Origin of the sequence: Paenarthrobacter sp. NPDC089988, assembly GCF_044748465.1 — a bacterium.
Classification (GTDB): Bacteria; Actinomycetota; Actinomycetes; order Actinomycetales; family Micrococcaceae; genus Arthrobacter.
The window spans coordinates 485,231-501,099 of record NZ_JBIVGD010000001.1 but is presented as its reverse complement, the minus strand read 5'-3'; the positions used below and the strand labels follow the sequence as shown (position 1 = coordinate 501,099).

12 protein-coding genes and 1 pseudogene are annotated in these 15,869 nt (G+C 63.3%); 3 read left to right on the top strand and 10 right to left on the bottom strand.

Going from position 1 to position 15,869, the window contains the following annotated elements; genetic code table 11:
• Nucleotides 1-40: 40 nt before the first annotated feature.
• Nucleotides 41-757 (bottom strand): hypothetical protein, encoded by a 717-nt coding sequence (locus ACIPV6_RS02335; protein WP_400269344.1) that lies wholly within the window; start codon nt 755-757, stop codon nt 41-43.
• 198 nt (nt 758-955) lie between these two features.
• Between ACIPV6_RS02335 and ACIPV6_RS02330 the strand changes: the two genes are divergently transcribed.
• The gene (locus tag ACIPV6_RS02330; protein WP_400269343.1) at nt 956-1,570 is read left to right on the top strand and encodes a DUF4145 domain-containing protein; all 615 of its coding nucleotides are present in this window, start codon (nt 956-958) and stop codon (nt 1,568-1,570) included.
• An 82-nt stretch (nt 1,571-1,652) separates the two neighbouring features.
• Here the strand turns inward: ACIPV6_RS02330 and ACIPV6_RS02325 are convergent.
• The 4 genes and pseudogenes from ACIPV6_RS02325 to coaE all read right to left on the bottom strand — a co-directional run.
• A pseudogene (locus ACIPV6_RS02325) lies at nt 1,653-2,435 on the bottom strand (MFS transporter); the annotation flags it as partial.
• Between the two features lie 29 nt (nt 2,436-2,464).
• Nucleotides 2,465-3,490, bottom strand: coding sequence for a TerC family protein (locus tag ACIPV6_RS02320; protein WP_400269342.1), 1,026 nt, complete (start codon nt 3,488-3,490; stop codon nt 2,465-2,467).
• Between the two features lie 169 nt (nt 3,491-3,659).
• Nucleotides 3,660-5,759, bottom strand: a complete 2,100-nt coding sequence (gene uvrB, locus ACIPV6_RS02315) for an excinuclease ABC subunit UvrB (protein ID WP_400269341.1) — start codon at nt 5,757-5,759, stop codon at nt 3,660-3,662.
• A 29-nt stretch (nt 5,760-5,788) separates the two neighbouring features.
• A complete protein-coding gene (gene coaE / locus ACIPV6_RS02310) occupies nt 5,789-7,054 on the bottom strand; it encodes a dephospho-CoA kinase (RefSeq protein ID WP_400269340.1) in 1,266 nt (421 codons plus the stop codon).
• A gap of 22 nt (nt 7,055-7,076) precedes the next feature.
• Here coaE and ACIPV6_RS02305 point away from each other — a divergent pair, with 22 nt between their 5' ends.
• A complete protein-coding gene (locus tag ACIPV6_RS02305) occupies nt 7,077-7,772 on the top strand; it encodes an IMPACT family protein (protein ID WP_400269339.1) in 696 nt (231 codons plus the stop codon).
• Between the two features lie 85 nt (nt 7,773-7,857).
• On the opposite strand, the gene rpsA is transcribed toward ACIPV6_RS02305, so the two are convergent.
• From rpsA to polA, 4 genes are all read right to left on the bottom strand, one after another.
• Nucleotides 7,858-9,333 carry a 30S ribosomal protein S1 gene (gene rpsA / locus ACIPV6_RS02300; RefSeq protein WP_397321759.1) on the bottom strand — a complete coding sequence of 492 codons (1,476 nt, stop codon included), beginning with the start codon at nt 9,331-9,333 and terminating at the stop codon, nt 7,858-7,860.
• A gap of 193 nt (nt 9,334-9,526) precedes the next feature.
• Entirely contained in the window at nt 9,527-10,549 is a 1,023-nt protein-coding gene (locus tag ACIPV6_RS02295) for a polysaccharide deacetylase family protein (RefSeq protein ID WP_400269338.1), read from the bottom strand.
• Between the two features lie 51 nt (nt 10,550-10,600).
• On the bottom strand, nt 10,601-11,908 hold the full coding sequence (locus ACIPV6_RS02290) for a GNAT family N-acetyltransferase (RefSeq protein WP_400269337.1): 1,308 nt from the start codon (nt 11,906-11,908) through the stop codon (nt 10,601-10,603).
• A gap of 76 nt (nt 11,909-11,984) precedes the next feature.
• Entirely contained in the window at nt 11,985-14,627 is a 2,643-nt protein-coding gene (gene polA / locus ACIPV6_RS02285; RefSeq protein WP_400269519.1) for a DNA polymerase I, read from the bottom strand.
• Between the two features lie 160 nt (nt 14,628-14,787).
• Between polA and ACIPV6_RS02280 the strand changes: the two genes are divergently transcribed.
• Nucleotides 14,788-15,288, top strand: a complete 501-nt coding sequence (locus tag ACIPV6_RS02280) for a hotdog fold thioesterase (RefSeq protein ID WP_400269336.1) — start codon at nt 14,788-14,790, stop codon at nt 15,286-15,288.
• Here the strand turns inward: ACIPV6_RS02280 and ACIPV6_RS02275 are convergent.
• Nucleotides 15,285-15,836 (bottom strand): dihydrofolate reductase family protein, encoded by a 552-nt coding sequence (locus tag ACIPV6_RS02275; RefSeq protein ID WP_400269335.1) that lies wholly within the window; start codon nt 15,834-15,836, stop codon nt 15,285-15,287. The two genes, ACIPV6_RS02280 and ACIPV6_RS02275, sit on opposite strands and share 4 nt — an antisense overlap.
• Nucleotides 15,837-15,869: the final 33 nt, after the last annotated feature.

Here is a 15,869-nt window from a genome sequence, read left to right as displayed (position 1 = left end):
CGGTCCTTTCACTATGGGCCACCTTTGGCCCGACTTCACCCTATGAGGTGGGGCCGGCTGGATCCGCTGGTTTGCCGGTTAGGTTCGCCACCAGCGCAGCCGAATCGTCTTGCGGCGTGGATTTCTCGGCGACATCTTCCGTCTCAGGATCTATTTCCATATCAGGGCTGTCTGTTCGGTTTCGCCGTGCCCAAAGGGAGAATCTCTTGGTGAGTAGCCTGGGGCCATACGGCGCCGGGGGTGCTGGAGACAAATGTGAGATAAGAGCGTTCCGTGCCGCCGCATAATTCTGCAGATACAAGCGCCGCACTAGGCGACCATCCTCCGCGTATCGTCTGATGGACACGAGAAGGACCTTGCCACAGTTGGTTACTTCGCGGGCCATCCAAGTGGTTGTGGGGTCGGCTGTGAGGCGAATGTAATCAAATGCGATTCGGGCTTGGTCTGTCTCCGATTGCGCGATGTCCAGGCTGGGACCGATGGCAGCTTTTCGCCTGTCAATGCCTGCTCGGGTGTTGTTGGCAGCATACCGGCGGTTGTCATCCAGGACCACGACGAAAGCGGATCGAACTGCGTCTGTGTGGCGTAGCAGTTCGACGACTTTCTCATTGATGTGCCGACGTTTCTGTTCCGTGTGCGAGAAGGAGTTGAAGGCAAAACCGATGCCCGCGCCGATTAGGGTGCCTGCAAGTCCGATAGCGGCCGGTGTGTAGTCCGTCGTGGGGTTTGCGGTGGCAGCAATTTCGGCGAAGATCATGCCTCACATCTTAGGCAACCAACTGAGGATAGAAGTTGTCAGGGAGAACTGTCAGCTGCCGACATAACCGCTCGGATGCCAATTGGGCGCATGCATCCACGGCACCCGACAGAGCGGCTAATGTTGGCTGCAAACCAAGTTACAGGATGGGAGAAAATGGCCAGGACCATTTGTGGACGCTGCGGAACACGCACCCACATGACCGTGATTGGTGTGGGTAACTGGGTGCCGGATGGCTACGGTTCGAATACAGGATTCTATGAATCAGTTTTTAGTTGTGACGAGTGCCACCGCCTCAACATAGGTGGAACCCAAGGCGGTGACAAGCCTGCACGCCCAGAAGATCTCAGCCAAAATAGAAACTGGTGGGACAGGATTGACCCCACTGATTGGTCTCCTAAGTACGTCCAGGGGCAGTCATTCATCCACGTGCCCGCGCACATCGCGAAGGCTGCTTCAGAGGCCCACCGCTGTCGGAGTATCGACGCATTGATGTCAGCGGTGTTAATGGCGCGCTCTGTGATTGAGGCAGTAGCCAAAGACCACGGTATCGACTCCGGCAATCTCGTATCGAAAATCGATGCCTTGAATGCTAAAGGTCTTATCGATGACTTCACTGCCGAGGTGGCACACACTATCCGTGTCTTCGGCAACGAGATGGCCCACGGCGACTTCGACATAGACATCGAAGCCGAAGAGGCAGACGGTCTACTGAAGTTCATGGATGTGATCCTCCAGGCCGTCTACCAGGCACGGGAAGAGCTCCGTAAGCTAAAGGCTGCAGCGGAAGCCCGGAAGGAAGCCAGGGCCTAGTCCCAATGGCTGTCGCAGACTTGCGCAGCCTGACTGAGATGTTGGATTCATGCCCGTACCTTTTGGGCCATGCAAGACGTTTTGAAATGGTATTGACAGCCACCATGACTCCGTGCGCGGCAACCACAGCCGCCAGCGCAAGGAGGGCCCGCGGCGAGGAGCGGATGGCGCCAAGCCCCGAACGGACGCTGCCCCGCACTGGCGCCTTCGCTGTTCCTGCAGCCTCCGACGCAAGGCGTCGGGCCAGCAGCAAGGGATCAGGCCGCAGCCCAATGAACAAGAGGGCCGCAGCCAGGAAGAGTCCCACGGCCGAGAAAACAAAGGGCCCGGCGATCGGCGGCAAGCCGAGCGCAGGACCGACCACCGCGCCCGGCTGGATGAGGTTGGGACCCGCAACTGCCCCAATGGTGATGGCCCAGACGACGGTGGACAGCGACCTGCCGCGGTGCTCGGCTTCGGCGAGGTCGACGGCGGCAAACCTCGCCTGAAGGTTTGCGGCGGTGCCCAGCCCGAGGAAGGCGCCACCCAGGAGGAGCAACAGGAACGATCCTGCCACCACCGAGGCCATCATGAGCAAGGCTCCGGCCAAAGCCGCAACCAACCCGGTAACGAGGCCCACCCTGCGCCCGCGGGCTTCGGCGAGCCTGGCCAATGGCAACGCGGTCAACGCCGCAGCAAGGGTGAGCACAGTGGTGATCGACCCGGCCCAGGCCTCGGAACCCGAGAGATCCACGGCCAGCAAGGAACCGATGGACAGGGTGGCGCCGTTTCCGATGCCGCTAAGCAGCTGCGAGGAACTGAGCAGGAAAACGGTACGGCGCTGGACCCTTTGGGGATCCAGCGCCGTAGATGAAGTGGTAGTCACCTCACGAGACTACAACGTCCGCAGTACGGTTACTCCGCCTCGCTCATGCTCTTCTTGGCGTCTTCTTCCAGGCGGGCATCGATGTGCGCCTGCCGTGCGGCGGGGCTCAACAAGCTGGCGACGACAGCGATGACGATGGTGCCGATAATGACGCCCAGCGAGACGAAAGTAGGAATTTCAGGCGCCCACTCGATGTGGTGGCCGCCGTTGATGAACGGAAGTTCGTTGACGTGCATGGCGTGCAGGACCAGCTTGACGCCGATGAACGCAAGGATGACGGACAAGGCGTGCTTGAGGTACACCAATCGGGTCATGAGGCCACCGAGCAGGAAGTACAGCTGGCGCAGGCCCATCAGCGCGAAGATGTTGGCCGTGAACACGATGAAAGCGCTTTGCGTCAGCCCGAAGATCGCCGGGATGGAGTCCACCGCGAACAGGAGGTCCGTCATGCCGATGGTGATGAACACGATCAGCATGGGGGTAAACACCTTTTTGCCGTTGACAGTGGTGCGGATCTTGCCGCCGTCGAACTTCTCCGACATGGGCAGCACCTTGCGGATACGGGCAATCAGGGGGTTTTCAACGTCTTCTTCGTGTTCACCGGAATCAGTGGCCTGCTTCCACGCAGTCCACAGGAGGAACGCACCGAAGATGTAGAAGATCCAGCTGAACTGCTCGATCACCACGGCGCCCAGGGCAATGAAGATGCCGCGCAGGACAAGCGCGATGATGATGCCCACCATCAGCACTTCCTGCTGGTACTTCCTGGGCACCGAGAAGCGGGCCATGATGATGATGAAAACAAAGAGGTTGTCGATGCTGAGGCTGTATTCAGTCACCCAGCCTGCGACGAATTGGCTACCGTACTCGGCACCCGTGAAGTAGAACATCGCGCCGGCAAAAACCAACGCCAAGGCCACATAGAAGGCGACCCAGAGGCCGGCTTCCTTCATTGAGGGTTCATGGGGACGCTTGACCACCAGGAGAAGGTCGATCAGCAAGATGATTCCGAGGACGACAAACGAGCCGACTTCGAACCAGACAGGGAGCTCCATAAAAGAAGGCCTTTCGCAGGGTACGGGAAAGCGGTGTAAGTCTCTCCGGCCAGCCGAATGCGCTTGAAGGCATGATGCGGCGGCCCGCTAGGCCCGGCGAGGCATCTGTGCCTTGCGTGTTGACGGACGTAGCGCTTGGGATACTCCCCTACGTTGACCTAACTTTACCTTAGGCGTGCCCTGCGGATTGCATCTGGCGTAATTCGCGCTTCAACTCCTTGACTTCGTCACGGATCCTTGCAGCGACCTCGAACTGCAGCTCGGCGGCGGCGCCATGCATTTGTTCCGTCAGCTGCTCGATAAGGCCAACCAGGTCTTCCGCCGGTGCGGCCGCCAGGCCATCCTGCCGGACGGTGGCTGCACCCTTGGCCGTGGTTTTGCTGCGTTTCGCTCCCTTGGCCAAACGGTTGTTGTTGAGCAGCTCCTGCGTATCGGCGTCTTCCTTGGCGAGCTGGTCCGTGATGTCCGCGATCCTCTTGCGCAGTGGCTGGGGATCGATGCCATTCTCCTGGTTGTACTTCACCTGGATGGCGCGGCGCCGGTTGGTTTCGTCGATGGCATGCGCCATGGAATCGGTGATCTTGTCCGCGTACATGTGGACCTGGCCGGAGACGTTACGGGCCGCACGGCCGATGGTCTGGATCAGTGAAGTGGAGGAGCGCAGGAAGCCTTCCTTGTCCGCGTCCAGGATGCTGACCAGCGAGACTTCAGGCAGGTCGAGGCCTTCACGGAGGAGGTTGATACCCACCAGGACATCGAAGACGCCCATCCGGAGCTCGCGGAGCAGCTCCACTCGGCGGAGGGTGTCAACGTCCGAGTGCAAGTACTCCACCTTGACGCCGTGGCCCACCAGATAGTCGGTGAGGTCCTCGGCCATGCGCTTGGTCAGGGTGGTCACCAGGACACGTTCGTCCTTGGCGGTCCGCGTCCGGATCTCTTCGAGGAGATCGTCGATCTGGCCCTTGGTGGGCTTGACCACCACTTCCGGGTCGATGAGTCCGGTGGGCCGGATGATCTGCTGGACGTAGCCGTCTGCCTTGCCGAGCTCGTACTTGCCGGGCGTGGCAGACAGGTACACGGTCTGGCCGATGCGCTCCAGGAACTCGTCCCACTTCAGTGGGCGGTTGTCCATGGCTGAGGGCAGGCGGAAGCCGAAGTCCACGAGGTTGCGCTTCCGGGACATGTCACCTTCGTACATGGCGCCGATCTGAGGGATCGTGACGTGGGATTCGTCCACCACCAGGAGGAAGTCATCCGGGAAATAGTCAAGGAGGCAGTGCGGAGCCGTCCCCGCGTTGCGGCCGTCGATGTGGGCGGAGTAGTTCTCGATGCCGTTGCAGAATCCCATCTGCTGCATCATTTCGAGGTCGTAGGTGGTGCGCATCCTGAGGCGCTGGGCTTCCACCAGCTTGTTCTGGCTTTCCAGGACCTTGAGCCGGTCTGCCAATTCATCTTCGATCCGCTTGATGGCCCGTGCCATCCGCTCGGGCCCTGCGACGTAGTGCGAGGCCGGGAAGACGTACATCTCCTCCTCATCGCGGATGACTTCGCCGGTCAGTGGATGGAGGGTCTGGATGTTCTCGATCTCATCGCCGAAGAACTCGATCCGGATGGCGAGTTCCTCATACATCGGGATGATTTCGACGGTGTCCCCGCGAACCCGGAAGGTACCCCTGTGGAAGTCCATGTCGTTGCGGGTGTATTGCATGGACACGAACTTCCGGAGCAGATGGTCGCGGTTGAGTTCGGCGCCCTTGCGGAGGGTCACCATGCCGGCGATGTACTCTTCGGGCGTACCCAGGCCGTAGATGCAGGACACGGTGGCCACGACGATGACATCCCGCCTGGTCAGCAGCGAGTTGGTGGCCGAGTGGCGGAGCCGCTCCACTTCTTCATTGATGGAGGAATCCTTCTCAATGAAGGTGTCCGTCTGCGCTACGTAGGCTTCGGGCTGGTAGTAGTCGTAGTACGAGACGAAGTACTCCACCGCGTTGTTGGGGAGCAGTTCCCGGAACTCGTTGGCGAGCTGGGCTGCCAGCGTCTTGTTCTGGACAAGGACCAGCGTTGGCCGCTGGACCTGCTCGATGAGCCAGGCAGTCGTAGCGCTCTTACCGGTACCGGTGGCGCCGAGGAGGACAACGTCCTTCTCGCCGTTGTTGATTCTCTCGGTCAGCTCGGCGATGGCCGTGGGCTGGTCGCCGGCGGGCTTGTATTCGCTGACGACTTCGAAGGGCGCAACGACGCGGTTGATTTCCTGGGCAAGGCTCATGGAATCAATCTACCCCTGCCCGCGGACAGCTACTGTCCGGAATGGGACCCTTCCGCCAAGGGAGAACCCGGGAGCCGGGATTCGGCGGTGAACAACGGCGGCTCCCACCCTGAGTCCGCGGCCCACGCCTCCATGAGGGGCCAGGCAACTTCGGTGAACCACGGCTCTTTGGCATCGGCGTACCCGGCGGTGTCCTGGTTATCGGCGAAGCGCGCAGCCAGGTCCCGTTTGTGCGACTCATAGGAATCCCGGGCGACGGCGTCCGCACGCAACCAGTCACGGAACATCAAGGCGTACCGCCATCCCGGCGAGCCCGCCACGCGAATGTGCAGGTTCACGGGCCTTCCGGGGTCCGCATTGGCATGGAACCGCTTGAGCCAGCCGGAGGGATCCGGCTTCGAGGGCTTGGGGGTGTCCATGGTGACATGCGGAACCACCGGGAAGCCCGCGGCACCCAGCAGCGGAGCAAGCCGATCGGCCATCCCGAGGTCCGGAACACCTAACTGAAGGTCCAGGACGTCCTTCGCGGCCAAGCCAGGGACAGACGTGGATCCAACATGATCCAGCGAGAGAACGCCGGCCGGTATTGCTGCCTTGATTCGGGAGAGGAGGCGTGCGGCCTCCAAAGGCCACTGCGGCAGGGATTCCAGCAGTACCGGGCCGGTTGTACGGGGAGCGCGGCGGTTCCGCTCGAGGTTCCCTGCGAAGGGCACCAGCCTCTCGGTCCACAGGGAGTCGACAGCGCCGAGGATGGCCGAACGGCTGCCGGAGTTGTCCAGGACGACGTCCGCCGCTGCCAGGCGTTCCTCCCTGCCGGCTTGGGCAGCCATGCGGGAGCGGGCCTCGTCCGGAGACATTCCACGGAGCTCCACCATGCGCCGGATCCGCAGGTCGTCAGGGGCATCCACCACGATGACGAGGTGGAAGGAACTCCCCTGCCCTGTCTCGACGAGCAACGGAATGTCCTGGACCACGATCGCGCCGGGCGCGGCCGCGGCCAGCGTTGCAGCAGCCGACGCACGGACCAGGGGATGGATGATGCTGTTGAGCGTCTGCCGCTTGGATGGTTCCTCGAAAACGATGGCGCCCAGCGCCGGACGGTCCAGGCTGCCGTCCGCAGCAAGAATACCCTCTCCGAAAGCCTCCACCACCTGGGCAAGTCCGGGAGTACCGGGCTCAACCACCTGCCGGGCGAGGATATCCGCGTCAACGAGGGTGGCCCCCAGTTCCTGGAGTCGAGCGGCCACCAACGATTTACCCGAGGCTATGCCGCCCGTCAGCCCAATCTTCAGCACCCCTCCACACTAGACTGAAGCGGTGGAAAATGAGGACGAAAGCCGCGCGACCAGCTACACGACCCTCGCATCGGGACCCGATTTCCGCCACGAACTCGAGATCCGCCGGTCCCGTTTCATCACCGTCCTCCGCCGCTCAGCGGACGAAGAATCAGCACGCGAACTTGTTGCCTCGTTACGCCGGGAGTTCCACGATGCCGGTCACCACTGCTCGGCCTTCGTGATCGGGCCCGACCGCATGGTCCAGCGTTCCTCCGACGACGGAGAGCCGTCCGGCACCGCCGGGATACCCATGCTTGAGGCGTTGATCAAACGGGAGACGGCCCCCGGGGTGACTGACCTCAGCGACATCAGTGCCGTCGTCGTGCGCTACTTCGGCGGGATCCTGCTGGGTGCCGGCGGCCTGGTGCGGGCCTACTCCGAATCAGTCTCTTCGGCACTGGAGCTGGCGCCGCTGGTTAACAGGAACCGCTTGCGGCTCTGCGACCTCGGTGTCCCCCACGCCGAGGCGGGCCGCTTGGAAAACGAGCTCCGCAGCAGCGGCTTCGTCATGGCGGAAACGGAGTACCAGGCACAACAGGCCGTGCTGAGGCTGGCCCTTCCCGACGAAGCCCCGGCCATCGAGGAGGCACGGTCGCGGGTGGCTGCGCTGACGGCCGGGAGTTCCACCTTGGAGCCCCGGGGTACCGAATGGATCGACGTTCCCCGCCAGGCCTAAGGAGCGGGGCAACGCAAAAGACCCCCACCGGGAAGGGTGGGGGTCTTTTGTTGGCTATTCAGCACAGCCCCGAAGGGCGGCCGAATTAGTTGCCGGTGAGCTTCTCGCGCAGAGCGGCGAGGGCCTCGTCGGAAGCCAGGGTGCCCGCGTTGGACTCAGCAGCAGCCGGCTCCGAGGAGTAGCTGGTCGCGCCGGAGTCGCCTTCGCCGGACGTTGCAGCAGCAGCGTCGTCGGCAGCGTGCTGTGCAACCTGCTTCTTGTGGGATTCCCAACGTGCCTGGGCGTCAGCGTACTGCTGCTCCCAAGCGGCACGCTGTGCCTCGTAGCCCTCGAGCCATTCGTTCGACTCGGGGTCGAAGCCCTCGGGGTACTTGTAGTTGCCCTCTTCGTCGTACTCAGCGGCCATGCCGTACAGAGCGGGATCGAACTCGGTGCTGTCTGCGTCAACGCCCTCGTTGGCCTGCTTGAGGGAGAGGGAGATGCGGCGACGCTCGAGGTCGATGTCGATGACCTTGACGAACAGTTCGTCGCCAACGGAGACAACCTGCTCGGCGAGCTCCACGTGGCGGACAGCCAGCTCGGAGATGTGCACGAGGCCTTCGATGCCGTCTTCGACGCGAACGAACGCACCGAACGGAACCAGCTTGGTGACCTTACCCGGAACAACCTGGCCGAGGGCGTGGGTGCGGGCGAAGGTCTGCCACGGGTCTTCCTGCGTAGCCTTGAGCGACAGGGAGACACGCTCGCGGTCCAGATCCACTTCGAGGACCTCGACGGTGACTTCCTGGCCAACCTCGACAACCTCGGACGGGTGGTCGATGTGCTTCCAGGACAGCTCGGAAACGTGGACGAGGCCGTCTACGCCGCCAAGGTCCACGAAGGCACCGAAGTTGACGATGGAGGAAACAACGCCGGGGCGGACCTGGCCCTTTTCCAGCTTGTTGAGGAACGTGGAGCGAACCTCGGACTGGGTCTGCTCGAGCCATGCACGGCGGGACAGAACAACGTTGTTGCGGTTCTTGTCCAGCTCGATGATCTTGGCTTCGATCTGCTGACCGATGTACGGAGCGAGGTCGCGGACGCGACGCATTTCGACGAGGGAGGCGGGCAGGAAGCCGCGCAGTCCGATGTCCAGGATGAGGCCACCCTTGACAACCTCGATGACGGTACCGGTAACGACGCCGTCTTCTTCCTTGACCTTCTCGATGTCGCCCCAGGCACGCTCGTACTGAGCACGCTTCTTGGAGAGGATCAGACGGCCTTCTTTGTCTTCCTTGGTGAGAACCAGGGCCTCGACCTGATCGCCAACGGCGACAACTTCGCCGGGGTCAACGTCGTGCTTGATGGAAAGCTCGCGGGAAGGGATGACACCTTCGGTCTTGTAACCGATGTCGAGCAGGACTTCGTCGCGGTCAACCTTGACGACGGTACCTTCGACGAGATCGCCGTCGTTGAAGTACTTGATGGTGGCGTCGACAGCTGCGAGGAAGTCCTCAGCGGTACCGATGTCGTTGATCGCGACTACGGGGGTACCGGGCTTCTCGGTGGAGGTGATGGTCATGTAGTAGGGGCTCCGTTGTGGATAGTATGTCGGTCAGGCAAACCGCTGCCGCCCGGGTCCGGACTGCAGAACACGGCGAAGTGCCGGGTCATCCTGATTTGTGGATTATTACAAAATGGATGCGCGCACGTAGTACACGCCCGTTTATTGTAGTCGATTCTGCAAAGCAGGGTCAAAAGGACGCCATGCAGCCTCAGGCCGGGAGGACCTGTCCCAACTGGGCAAAGGTGGTTCCGCCGTCCAGGAGCCGGGGCAACACCCTGGCGTAGCCTTCGGCGGTACCGGAAGCCGGCCGGTTGAAGTGCGAGATCACGATGTCGCCGGCTTTCGCCTTGCCCACCTCGGCTGCGACGGTCGCCGGCGGAAAGGTCGCTCCGCCGTCGCCATTGATGGTGAAATTGACGGGCAGCATGCGGAGCCTGCGCGTCATGGCCGCCGCGACGTCGTCGTAATAGGCCGTACCGGGACGGAAGAACCGGGGCCATTTGCCGGTCAGCGAGTGCAGGGCAGCCTGGTTCCCGGTCAATTCATCGTAGGCATCCGCCACACTGGCCGTGCCCGTGATGCCGTAGGCCGCCCGTCCGCTGACGGACAGCGGCAGGTGCCGCGTTCCGTGGTTGGCAAGCTCGAACAACGGCTCGGCGGCGAGGTCGGCTGCCAGCGCAGGGTTGGCGGCCAGCCAGCGGCTGTTGACGAACAACGTGGCCGGCACCCTGAGGCTGCGGAGGGTAGCCAGGAGCCTCTGGTCGCAGCCGGCTCCGCCCGGACCGCCGCAGGCATCGAACGTAAGGGCCACCTGGCGGCCAGGTGAATTGTCCACCACGCCTGTCACGTGCAGTCCCCACTCCTTGGGGCGCAAGGCACTGAATTCGGCCAGGATTTGTTCCCTGCCGGGCGGCGCAGACACGGCGTTCGACGCCGGTGATCCCCTTCCGGTGTCCACGCCGCCGGTCGCTTCACCCCTGCCGGCGTCGACGCCTCCAGCTTGCGGACTCTGGTTCCGCACCGCCAGGGCCGCTGCTTCTTCCTCCTTGGACAGTTCGGCAATGGACGGCGGCGGAGTTGCCGGACCGGCACCGCCGGAGCTGGACGCCGCAGATGGCACGCCGCTCCCGCCGTCGGTGGAACATGCGGCCAGGGCGGCGGACGCGAGGCCCGCCATTCCAAGCAGCACTGATCGCCGGCCGGCCAGCGGCCGCCGCTTGGAATCCCCCATGGATGTCCTCTTCTTTTTGCGTGCTATGCAGTTGTTGAGCTGTGGATGGAACTAGAAATGCGTGAGGCAGTGCGCCGGCCGTTCAACGGCAAACAGCTGCTGGGCCGCAAAAGCTGCCCCCGGCGCGTGCACCTGGATCCGGCCGGCCGCGGCCAGGGTCACAGGCGACACGGAGCCGAGGTAGATCGAGGCCAGGTCTGAGACATCAAGGCTGAGGTCCGGATCCGTGCCGGCAACGTCCCTCACGGTGGCGGCACCGGAGTCGGACGCGATTTCCCACGTGCCGCCCGCCAAGCCGAGGGTATCCGAAACCTGCAGGACCAGTTTGCTTGTGACGGGATAGTGCCTGGCCGTCAAAGCCGCGGGCAGATCGAGGATCCTGAGCCACAGCATGTCGCGGACATCGGAGGAATCGATGCAGCGCGGATCCTCCAGCGCCCAGACCAGGGGATCATCCACCGGGGCCTCGTTCCAGGTGACCACGTCGATCAGGTCGATGCTGCCCAGGAAGCGCCACAGATCGAGGTACGCGGCATCGTTGCCGGCCACGAGGTCAACTACCTCCATGGTGAAGGGCTTGGCGTCCCACCCTTTGAAGCGGTACGAGACGTAGCCGTCAACGGTTCCTTTGGCGTCATAGTGCAGTGCACTGCGTACTGCCAGGTCCGGTTGCCCATCGTGGCCGATCGAACCCGAAGCCAGGAGCCGGTAGTACTCCTGCCGTCCAACGGACCCCGGGGTGGCGCGCTGGACGCGCTCGAAAATCTGCGGTGCGATGTCCAGCAGGACTGCCGGATCTGCCACTTCCACGGTTCCCGTCATCTGCCCGCGGACACGGAACCGGGGTCCGGTATCCACCTTGATGCTCCGCTCGAACGTGGATACGCCAAACCCGAAGCGTCCATAGATGGTGCCCTCGGAGGCCGTAAGCGCCGCCATGGCCAGGCCGTCATCCTTGGCCCCTTCGAGGTCGGCAGTGATCATGCCGCGCAGGATGCCTTGGCGCCGGTGTGTACCGCGGACGGTGACGGCAGTGACGAGGTTGGCCTCGAGTTGCCGCCCAAAGCCGATGTTGAGGGGCTTGCGCATGGTGCCGTAAGTGGCTACCGGAACGTCGGCGCCTACGGAGTGTCGGGGTACATCGCCTTGGACGTATACGCCGGTCAGCTCGCGCTGGTCGACGGCGTAACTGGCGAGTGTCTTGGCGACGAAATCCTCGTTCCGACGGTGCTGGTGGAAGCCGTGGGAGACTGCGTGTACCCATGCCGCGCTGCGTGCGTAACCAGGCTTGTCCTGGCCTGCGGCGGGAAATCGGTGGACGGTGTACTTTGCCTGGTGTGTTTCATTGGGATCAGCCACGATCCCGAGCCTAGCCAGCAGCAGGAGGGCGCGCCACCATCCCGGCGGCGCGCCCTCCTGCGGACCTTCGGATGTCCTAGTGTCCGGCCTCGTGCCAGCTCGAACCGACTCCGATCTGGACATCGAGGGGAACGGACAACTCCGCAGCGGCACCCATCTGCTCCGCCACGAGCTTCTCCACGGCCTCGCGTTCGCCGGGGGCCACTTCCAGGACGAGTTCGTCGTGTACCTGCAGCAGGAGGCGGGATTTCAGGCCCTGGCCTGCCAATTCGGCCGCCACGCCGAGCATGGCCCGCTTGATGATGTCCGCGGCCGAACCCTGGATGGGCGAGTTCAACGCGATGCGCTCGGCAGCTTCGCGGGCCTGGCGATTGGTGCTCGTCAGGTCCGGCAGGTAACGGCGGCGGCCTTCGATGGTGGCGGTATAGCCGTCAACACGGGCCTGGTCCCGCACGCCGTCGAGGTAGGCACGGACCGCGCCGAAGCGGTCGTAGTAGTCCTTCATGAGGGTGCGTGCCTCGTCCACGGAGATTTCCAGCTGCTTGGACAAGCCGAAGGACGTCAGGCCGTACGCGAGTCCATAGGACATTGCCTTCACCTTGGAGCGCATGGCACTGGTGACGTCCTCGGGGGCCACATTGAAGATCCGGGAACCCACAAAACGGTGCAGGTCCTCACCGTCCCGGTACGCCTGGATCAGTGCCTCGTCCCCGGAAAGGTGGGCCATGATGCGCATTTCGATCTGCGAGTAGTCTGCAGACAAGAGGCATTCGTAGCCCTCGCTCACCACGAAGATGCCACGGACCCGGCGGCCTTCCTCGCTGCGGACCGGGATGTTCTGGAGGTTGGGGTTGTTGGAGGAGATACGTCCGGTCGCGGCGATGTTTTGCGCGTACGTGGTGTGGATCCGGCCGTCCTCCGCAACGGACTTCTTGAGTGTCTCCACCATCTGGGCCAGCTTGGACGATTCGCGGTGGGCCATGAGTTGAACCAGGAACTCGTGGCCGGTCTTCTCCAGCAGGGCCTTCAGGGAGGCCGCGTCCGTGGTGTAGCCGGACTTGATCTTCTTGGTCTTGGGCAGGCCGAGTTCCTCGAACAGGACAGTCTGCAATTGCTTCGGGGATCCGAGGTTCACTTCATGGCCGATCGCGGCGAACGCCTCCTCCTGGGCTGTCTCGATCACCTTGGTGAGGTCAGCGAGTTGCTCGTTCATCCGGTCCTGGGAAACGTAGACGCCAGTCAGTTCCATCTGCGCCAGGACGCGGGCCACGGGGAGTTCCAGCGTGGTCAGCAAGGCCTCCGCCTTGCGCTCGGCAAGCTCCTTTTCGAAGTGCTTGCTGAGGGCATGCACGACGGCGGCATGCTGGACCAGCGCCGCGGCGGCGGCCTGGTCGCTGTCCCCGGCAAGGTCCAGCTCCAGCTGGCCCGAGGGAGCCGCGGCCGCACCGAGGGTGATCTTCAGGTGCACTTGGGCGAGTTCGGCGAGATCGTAGCTGCGCCGGTCAGGCTGGATGAGGTAACCGGAGATGGAGGTGTCATCCACCACGCCTTCCAGGCCCAGGCCACGGTTGTGCAGGGCCTTGAGGGCAGACTTGAACTCGTGGAGGATCTTGGCTTCCTCGGGGTCCTTGAGCCAGGTGGCCAGGACCGCTTCCGCAGCGGCATCCAGCCCGGTGAGTTCGATGAACGCGGCGCCGTTGTTCCGGACCACGGCAATGGCTGCAGCGTCTTCGCCGATGCGTCCGGGAACGAACTGGGCGGAAACCGCAGAGCGCATGCCCGAGCCGGCAGCGAAGAATGCTTCCAGGCCGGCAGCATCGGACAACACACCGAACTCCGGGGCCTCGATGGTGTCCGGGGCCGCGCCGGCGGTGTCATCGCCGTAGAGGTCGAACAGCCGCGTGCGGAGGGTGCGGAACTCGAGTTCCTCGAAGAGGTCCTCCACCGCCTGGCGGTCCGGACGGGGTTCATGGAGGTCGGCCAGCGAAACCGGGAGTTCCAGGTCCGTCAGCAGTTGGTTAAGGCGCCGGTTGCGCTTGACGTTCTCGACGTTTTCCTTGAGCGCTCCACCGACCTTGCCGCCAATGGAGTCCAGGTTCTCGAGGATGCCTTCGAGTCCGCCGTAGAGGTTGATCCATTTGGCGGCCGTCTTGGGACCCACGCCCGGAACGCCCGGCAGGTTGTCCGCCGTCTCGCCGACCAGCGCTGCGAGGTCCGAATAGAAGGCGGGCTTGACGAAGTACTTCTCCTCGATGGCAGCCGCGTCAAGCTTGGGAATGTTGCTGACGCCCTGCTTGGGGTAGAGGACAAACACGTTGTCATTGATGAGCTGGAAGGAGTCCCGGTCTCCCGAGACCAGCAGGACCTCGAACCCTTCGGCGTCGGCCTGGGACGCCAGGGTGGCGAGGATGTCGTCCGCTTCGTAGCCGGGCAGCGCAATGGTCTTGATGCCCCACGCTTCCATCACCCGCGCAATCAGGCCGATCTGTCCCGCGAACTCGGCCGGCGTGGCATTCCTGCCGCCCTTGTACTCGCTGTACTCGGCCTTGCGGAAGGTGGTGTCGTCAGAGACGTCGAAGGCCACTGCAACGTGGGTGGGCTTCTGGTCCTTGATCAGGTTGATCAGCATGGAAGTAAAGCCGTGGACGGCATTGGTGAACTGGCCACGGGCGGTGGAGAAATTCTCTGCGGGAAGCGCGTAGAAGGCACGGAACGCCATGGAGTGGCCATCCAGGACCAGCAGCCGGGGCCGCTCCTCCCCTGTGATGGAAGGTGTTGCTGCGGAAGAGGGTGCTGGTGCCGTTGCGACGGCAGCAGCCTGGGCCGTTGGATCCTGGTCCGGTTTGGTTGTTTCACTCACAGGTGCCAGCCTAGTTGGCATGATGGACAATTTCACGCCGAACCGGTTTGTCGACGAACTGAACCAGGCAGGCATCCCCGAGGAATTCCATGGTTGGCTTTCCGCCTACGGCGTGGGTTCACTGGTAGTCAAAATGGGCATCCGCTTCACCGAGCTCAGCGCCGAGCGCACCGTTGCCACGATGCCCGTGGAAGGAAACACGCAAGTGGCCGGAATCCTGCATGGCGGGGCGCACGTGGTCCTCGCGGAAACCTTGGGCTCCTTTGCCGCATCCCTGCACGCCGGACGGGGCCGCCATGCCGTGGGAATCGAAGTGGGCGCCACGCACCACCGGTCCATTGCCGCCGGCACCGTGACGGGCACCTGCACCGCCATCCACCTGGGCGGAACCCTGGCCACCCACGAAATCGTCATCACCGACGAGAAGGGCCGCCGGCTGTCCACCGCCCGGATCACCAACATGATCCGGGACAACCGTCCGCAACGGACCGACGGCCCGGCAGGCACCCCTGCGGACTAGGCCCCCTTCCGGGGCATCCGGTAATGGAGCTCGGCCGCCGCGCCACCGAGGATGCGCGACGAGACCAACTCAAGTGGCGCCGTCGGGCCCTTCAACGGCAAGAGCCGTTTTCCCGCGCCAAGTACCACGGGAATGATGGTGACGATCATTTCGTGGAGCAGTCCCGCATTGGCGAACTGCGCCACGAGGTCGCCGCCACCCACAAGCCAAACGTTTTTGTCCCCGGCATCGGCCACGAGGTCCGGAGCGAACTCGCGGACGTCGCCCCGGACAAACGTCACGTTGGCACCAGTTGGCGCAAGATACTCGTGGTGGGTGAAGACCCAGCAGGGATGGTCCGGGTAGGGCCATTTCCCGGCCTCATGCTCCATGAGCCAGCGATACGTTTCGCCGCCCATCGCAATGGCTCCCACTCCAGCGAAGAAGGACTCGTAGCTTCCGCTGACGCCTTCCACCCTGTCGAATTGGAGCAGCCATCCGAGATCGTCCTCGGGTGAGGCGATGAAGCCGTCAATGGTGGACGCAACGTAGTACTGGAAGAGTGACATGGCCCCAGACTAGCCAATCGGCGCGCCTGGAGC

Coding starts and splice junctions, on each gene's coding strand:
- ACIPV6_RS02275 (WP_400269335.1), bottom strand. CDS start 15,836: ATGTCACTCTTCCAGTACTACGTTGCGTCCACCATTGACGGCTTCATC.
- ACIPV6_RS02335 (WP_400269344.1), bottom strand. CDS start 757: ATGATCTTCGCCGAAATTGCTGCCACCGCAAACCCCACGACGGACTAC.
- rpsA (WP_397321759.1), bottom strand. CDS start 9,333: ATGACCATCACCTCCACCGAGAAGCCCGGTACCCCCGTAGTCGCGATC.
- polA (WP_400269519.1), bottom strand. CDS start 14,627: ATGGCGTTCCGTGCCTTCTACGCGCTTCCCGCAGAGAATTTCTCCACC.
- uvrB (WP_400269341.1), bottom strand. CDS start 5,759: ATGAGCCTTGCCCAGGAAATCAACCGCGTCGTTGCGCCCTTCGAAGTC.
- ACIPV6_RS02295 (WP_400269338.1), bottom strand. CDS start 10,549: ATGGGGGATTCCAAGCGGCGGCCGCTGGCCGGCCGGCGATCAGTGCTG.
- ACIPV6_RS02330 (WP_400269343.1), top strand. CDS start 956: ATGACCGTGATTGGTGTGGGTAACTGGGTGCCGGATGGCTACGGTTCG.
- ACIPV6_RS02320 (WP_400269342.1), bottom strand. CDS start 3,490: ATGGAGCTCCCTGTCTGGTTCGAAGTCGGCTCGTTTGTCGTCCTCGGA.
- ACIPV6_RS02280 (WP_400269336.1), top strand. CDS start 14,788: ATGATGGACAATTTCACGCCGAACCGGTTTGTCGACGAACTGAACCAG.